The sequence below is a fragment of the Bacteroides sp. 1_1_30 genome, assembly GCF_020982715.1.
GTDB lineage: Bacteria > Bacteroidota > Bacteroidia > Bacteroidales > Bacteroidaceae > Bacteroides > Bacteroides xylanisolvens.
The window spans coordinates 117,918-123,462 of the sequence record NZ_JAJKHN010000003.1 but is presented as its reverse complement, the minus strand read 5'-3'; the positions used below and the strand labels follow the sequence as shown (position 1 = coordinate 123,462).

The following is a 5,545-nucleotide window of genomic DNA, read 5'->3' as shown; positions in this document are numbered from 1 at the left end:
CCTTTCAGGGCTTGTGGCTGGTGTGTTTTTTTCGTAGGGCGTTGCCCTACGCTATATAATTAAGCCCTTTCAGGGCATCCCAATAAATATATAATTGTAAGGCTTTCAGCCTAACCGATAAATTCTCATTTAACTGCAAAATTCCCATTTTAACCGATAAATTCCCATTTATATAAATATTGATAATGCTAAATATGGATTCTGAAATAGTAAAATCTCTTAAGGCTTCTGCTTTCACATTGATTGTGGCTTTTGTCTGTGTGGCATTGGTTGGGCTGGCGCTCATTCCATTGTTGCCTGTCAAACTGAATCCGTCGCGGACCTTGCCCGGTTTCACGGTGAGATTCAGTATGCCCGGTACTTCAGCACGTGTGGTGGAAATGACGGCTACCAGTAAGTTAGAGGCAATGCTTGCCCGTGTGAAGGGTATTCGAGGGATTTCTTCCACTTCAGGAAACGGATGGGGAAGTGTCAGTGTGAATTTGGATAAACATGTGGATGCAGCGGTTGCCCGCTTTGAAGCTTCTACTATTATTCGTCAGACGTGGCCGGAATTACTGGATGGGGTGAGCTATCCGTATATTCAGATGCACAGTCCGGGGCAGAGTAATCAGGGGCCTTTTATGGCATTTACGATCAATGCACCCGCTACTCCTTTCTTAATTCAGCAGTATGCGGAAGAACATATAAAAACGCGTCTTGCACAGATTCCGGGAATTTATAAAATCAATCTTAGCGGAGCTACTCCGATGGAATGGCGATTGGAGTATGATTCGGAACAATTGCGTGCGCTTGGAATAAATACGGATGATATTCGTCAAGCTGTCCGGTTGCATTATCAAAAAGAATTTTTGGGTACTTATGATGTAGAACAGGGTGCTTCGGGCAGACAGTGGATACGTTTGGCATTGGTTCCCGAGCAGGAGGGCAGAGAGTTTAATGCGGAGCGGATAAAGGTAAAAATGAAAGATGGTAAAATCATAGGTCTGAATGAGCTGGTGAAGGTTTCCCGTATGGAGGAGCAGCCACAAAATTATTATCGGATTAATGGGCTGAATTCAATTTATCTGTCGATTGTTGCAGAGGAAACAGCAAATCAATTGGCATTGAGTGAAAAGGTAAAAGCATTTATGGATGATAACCAGCTATTACTTCCGGCAGGATATGAGATTCACACCAGTTACGATGCAACGGAATTTATTCAGGAAGAACTGGGGAAAATTTATTTGCGTACGGGAATGACTGTAGCAATTTTGCTCCTGTTTGTATTGTTGATCACCTTTAGTCTCAAATATCTTTTTTTGATTGTAATCAGTCTGACTGTTAATATGGCAATAGCTGTCATTCTTTATTATGCGTTCGGATTGGAAATGCAATTGTATTCTTTGGCGGGTATTACGGTTTCATTAAATTTGGTGATAGATAATACAATTGTAATGAGCGATCATTATTTGCGGCGTAGAGACCGGAAAGCATTTATGTCTATTCTTGCAGCCACGTTGACCACGATGGGAGCTTTGGTTATCATCTTTTTTCTGGATGAGAAGATACGTCTTAATTTGCAGGATTTTGCTGCGGTAGTGATTATAAATCTGGGAGTATCACTATTGGTCGCTTTATTCTTTGTTCCTTCTCTAATTGATAAAATAGGATTGAAACGAAGAAAGAAATCTTCTCTTTCAATAGTTCGATGGAAGATTGGGGAGGTGCGTTTCTTTGTGTGGATACGCTCAAGAATACGTCGGCTTCCAGTTTATTTCAGTCGTTGTTACAGGTGGCTGATACAAATACTTTGTCGTTGGAGGGTGGCGGTATGTATTTTGTTATTGTTGGCATTCGGACTACCGGTATTTCTATTGCCGGAAAAGATGAAAGGTGATGATAGATGGGCGAAAACTTATAATCAAACGTTGGGTACCACCACTTATAAGGAAAAGGTGAAACCAATAGTGGATAAAGCGTTGGGAGGTACTCTAAGGTTATTTGTGCAAAAGGTATATGAGGGGAGTTACTTTTCACGTAATGAAGAAGTAGTGCTTCATGCCAATGCTAATTTGCCGAATGGGAGTACACTTGAGCAAATGAATGCACTGATTAAGAGGATGGAAACTTATTTGAGCGAATTTAAAGAGATTAAACAGTTCCAGACATCTGTAGAAAGTGCCCGAAGAGCCTCTATTCATATCTATTTTACGAAAGAACACCAAAAAAGCGGTTTTCCTTATACGTTGAAAGCTAATATGATTAGTAAGGCGCTTCAACTGGGAGGTGGAAATTGGAGTATATATGGTTTGCAGGATCAGGGGTTCAGTAATGATGTACGTGAGAATGCGGGTTCTTTCCGGGTGAAAATGTATGGATATAATTACGATGCACTGTATGATTGGGTTGAAAAATTAAAAGCAAAGTTATTGTCTCACCGCCGGATTCGGGAAGTGACGATCGGATCTGATTTCTCCTGGTGGAAAGATGATTATATGGAATTCTACTTTAATCTGAATAAACAGCGGATGGCAGAGGAGGGGATTGGAGCCGGAAGGTTATTTTCTGCTATTCACCCGATATATGGGCGAAATATGGAAATAGGTTCGGTAATGGCGGAAGAGGGGACGGAAAAGATAAAACTTTCTTCGTGTCAGTCGGAAGATAGGGATGTGTGGGCAATGCAGTTTTATCCTTTTCAAATAGGAGAGAGGGAATATAAGCTTTCTGAATTGGCAACTGTGGAAAAAGGACAGATGCCACAGGAAGTGGCTAAGGAGAATCAACAGTATCGGCTGTGTTTGCAATATGAGTATATCGGTTCTTCGGAACAGGGAAATAAACTATTGAAAAAAGATCTGGAAGAGTTTAACGAGATTCTCCCGATGGGATATACTGCCAAATCGGAAGATAATAACTGGTCGTGGGGAGGAAAGGATAATAAACAATATCGTCTGCTTTTGATTGTGATTGCTATTATTTTCTTTATTACGAGTATCCTGTTCAATTCTTTGAAACAGCCGCTGGCCATTCTCTTTGTGATCCCAGTATCTTATATCGGTGTGTTTCTGACATTCTATTGGTTCAAACTGAATTTTGACCAGGGAGGATTTGCTTCTTTTGTTTTGCTTTGTGGTATTACGGTTAATGCGAGCATTTATATCTTGAATGAATATAATTCCGTTCGTAAACGTTTCCCGCGTCTATCACCGCTTCGGGCTTATGTGAAAGCTTGGAACACTAAAGTGATTCCTATTTTCCTAACAGTGACTTCTACCATTCTGGGATTCGTTCCTTTTATGGTAGGCATGGAAAAAGAAGGCTTCTGGTTTCCATTGGCGGCAGGTACTATCGGGGGATTGATAATGTCTGTAATCGGAGTGTTTATTTTCCTGCCAGTGTTTACATTGAAAAAGAAGTGTTTGGTGAAACCTAAAGCTATGCTTTAGCAACTGTAAAGCGTAGCTTTATCCTATCTAAAGCTACGCTTTATAAATCTTACCAATTGTTCCCTGCATTACTGTTACCGATAAGCATCTCCACACGTTGTTTATACAGATTTGCTCCTTCAGCGATATTCTTGCCGGCGTCTGCCGTTCCCATCCCATAAACAACAATAGGGGTTTGCCATGACATTCCCGAATGAATGGCATTTACCTGATAAGGACGTAATAATTCGTCCGTAGTGAAACGGTTTCTGCCTCCACTGCGATAAGCCTCGTATTCGGAACCCGTGGTCGTTACTACTGTCAGCGGTTTGCCGGCGACAGCCGGAGTCTTGGATAGAAAAGTAAAGACTTCATCCTGCCATTTCTTTAGTAATGACGGTGCAGACATCCAATAGAAAGGAAATTGATAGATGACAGCCGAAGCATCGGAAATGATTTTACTCCATTCATCTATATTGAAAACGATTTCCTGCGACAGTTCGTAAAGATTGAAAACCGCCACTCCTTCCATGTCACTGACAGCATCAACTAATGCTTTGTTTGCTTGTGATTCTTTGATGTTAGGATGTGCCAGTAGAATCACTACTTTTCTTAAATCTTTATTCATTTTAATCGGGTATTTAGGATGATACAATACTTACTATAATATATAAGGTGTAAAAATAAGAAAAAGTTCGCGAAAACCAATATCTTAATTAAAAATAAAACAATCCCTCTTTGCTTTTGAATTTGTATTTTTGCATCCACGTTCGTAAGGCGTCAGTTTAGATAATAATTTTATATATGATAGATTTTAATCAGTTTCCTTCTCCTTGTTATATCATGGAAGAAGAACTTTTAAGAAAGAACCTGTGTTTGATAAAAAACGTAGCCGACAGGGCGGGAGTGGAGATTATTCTTGCTTTCAAGTCGTTTGCCATGTGGCGTTCTTTCCCTATATTCCGTGAATATATAGACCATTCTACGGCAAGTTCGGTGTATGAAGCCCGTTTGGCACTGGAAGAATTCGGCAGTAAGGCACATACATATTCTCCAGCTTATACGGAACAGGATTTTCCTGAAATAATGCGTTGCAGCAGTCATATCACTTTCAACTCGATGCAGCAGTTCGAGCGTTTTTATCCGATGGTGGTGGCAGAAGGAAGTGGTATTTCTTGTGGTATTCGTGTAAATCCCGAATACTCGGAAGTGGAAACAGAACTTTATAATCCATGTGCACCCGGTACACGTTTTGGGATAACAGCCGATTTGTTGCCCGATGTATTACCGCAAGGCATTGAAGGTTTTCATTGTCATTGTCATTGTGAATCTTCTTCGTATGAGTTGGAACGTACATTGGAACATCTCGAAGCCAAATTTTCCCGTTGTTTTCCACAGATAAAGTGGTTGAATCTCGGTGGTGGACATCTGATGACCCGTAAAGACTATGATACCGAACATTTGATAACACTATTGCAAGGATTAAAAGCACGCCATCCTCATCTGCGAATTATCCTGGAACCCGGTTCGGCTTTTACATGGCAGACGGGAGTGCTGACTTCCGAAGTAGTGGATATTGTGGAAAGTCGTGGAATCAAGACGGCTATTTTGAATGTCAGTTTCACTTGCCACATGCCTGATTGTTTGGAAATGCCCTATCAGCCTGCCGTGCGTGGTGCCGAAATGGGAAACGAAGGAAAATATATTTATCGTCTCGGAGGAAATTCCTGTTTGAGTGGTGACTATATGGGATTGTGGAGTTTCGATCATCCTTTGCAAATCGGAGAACGTATTGTGTTCGAAGATATGATTCATTATACGATGGTCAAGACAAATATGTTTAACGGAATTCACCATCCTGCCATTGCTATCTGGACCAAAGAGGGGAAAGCTGAAATATACAAGCAATTTTCTTATGAAGATTATCGTGGCCGAATGAGTTGATAATCAAAATGATTGTTTTGCGGTCGATGCAAAGTGAACAGATTTCTGTGAAAAAAGTAGGCAGAATGTTTGCAGGTTTACGGAAAATCCCTACCTTTGCAACCGCAAACGAAAAAATGCGGAAATAGCTCAGTTGGTAGAGCATAACCTTGCCAAGGTTAGGGTCGCGAGTTCGAGTCTCGTTTTCCGCT

At 41.0% G+C, this 5,545-nt stretch carries 3 protein-coding genes and 1 tRNA gene; 3 read left to right on the top strand and 1 reads right to left on the bottom strand.

The annotated features are described in order from the left end of the window. Positions 1–185 precede the first annotated feature (185 nt). Complete coding sequence (locus LPH68_RS01520; protein WP_151923348.1) at positions 186–3,431, top strand: efflux RND transporter permease subunit; 3,246 nt, start codon at positions 186–188, stop codon at positions 3,429–3,431. Between the two features lie 49 nt (positions 3,432–3,480). Here the strand turns inward: LPH68_RS01520 and LPH68_RS01515 are convergent, their stop codons facing one another. Further along, entirely contained in the window at positions 3,481–4,038 is a 558-nt protein-coding gene (locus tag LPH68_RS01515) for an NAD(P)H-dependent oxidoreductase (RefSeq protein ID WP_087318730.1), read from the bottom strand. A 176-nt stretch (positions 4,039–4,214) separates the two neighbouring features. On the opposite strand from LPH68_RS01515, the gene nspC reads away from it, so the two are divergent. Continuing rightward, a complete protein-coding gene (nspC, locus tag LPH68_RS01510) occupies positions 4,215–5,354 on the top strand; it encodes a carboxynorspermidine decarboxylase (protein ID WP_087318729.1) in 1,140 nt (379 codons plus the stop codon). Between the two features lie 118 nt (positions 5,355–5,472). Beyond that, positions 5,473–5,545: transfer RNA gene (locus tag LPH68_RS01505), tRNA-Gly, on the top strand.

What these genes read in the sequence shown, in the direction of transcription:
- LPH68_RS01520 (WP_151923348.1), top strand. Translation starts at nt 186, where the DNA reads ATGCTAAATATGGATTCTGAAATAGTAAAATCTCTTAAGGCTTCTGCT.
- LPH68_RS01515 (WP_087318730.1), bottom strand. Translation starts at nt 4,038, where the DNA reads ATGAATAAAGATTTAAGAAAAGTAGTGATTCTACTGGCACATCCTAAC.
- nspC (WP_087318729.1), top strand. Translation starts at nt 4,215, where the DNA reads ATGATAGATTTTAATCAGTTTCCTTCTCCTTGTTATATCATGGAAGAA.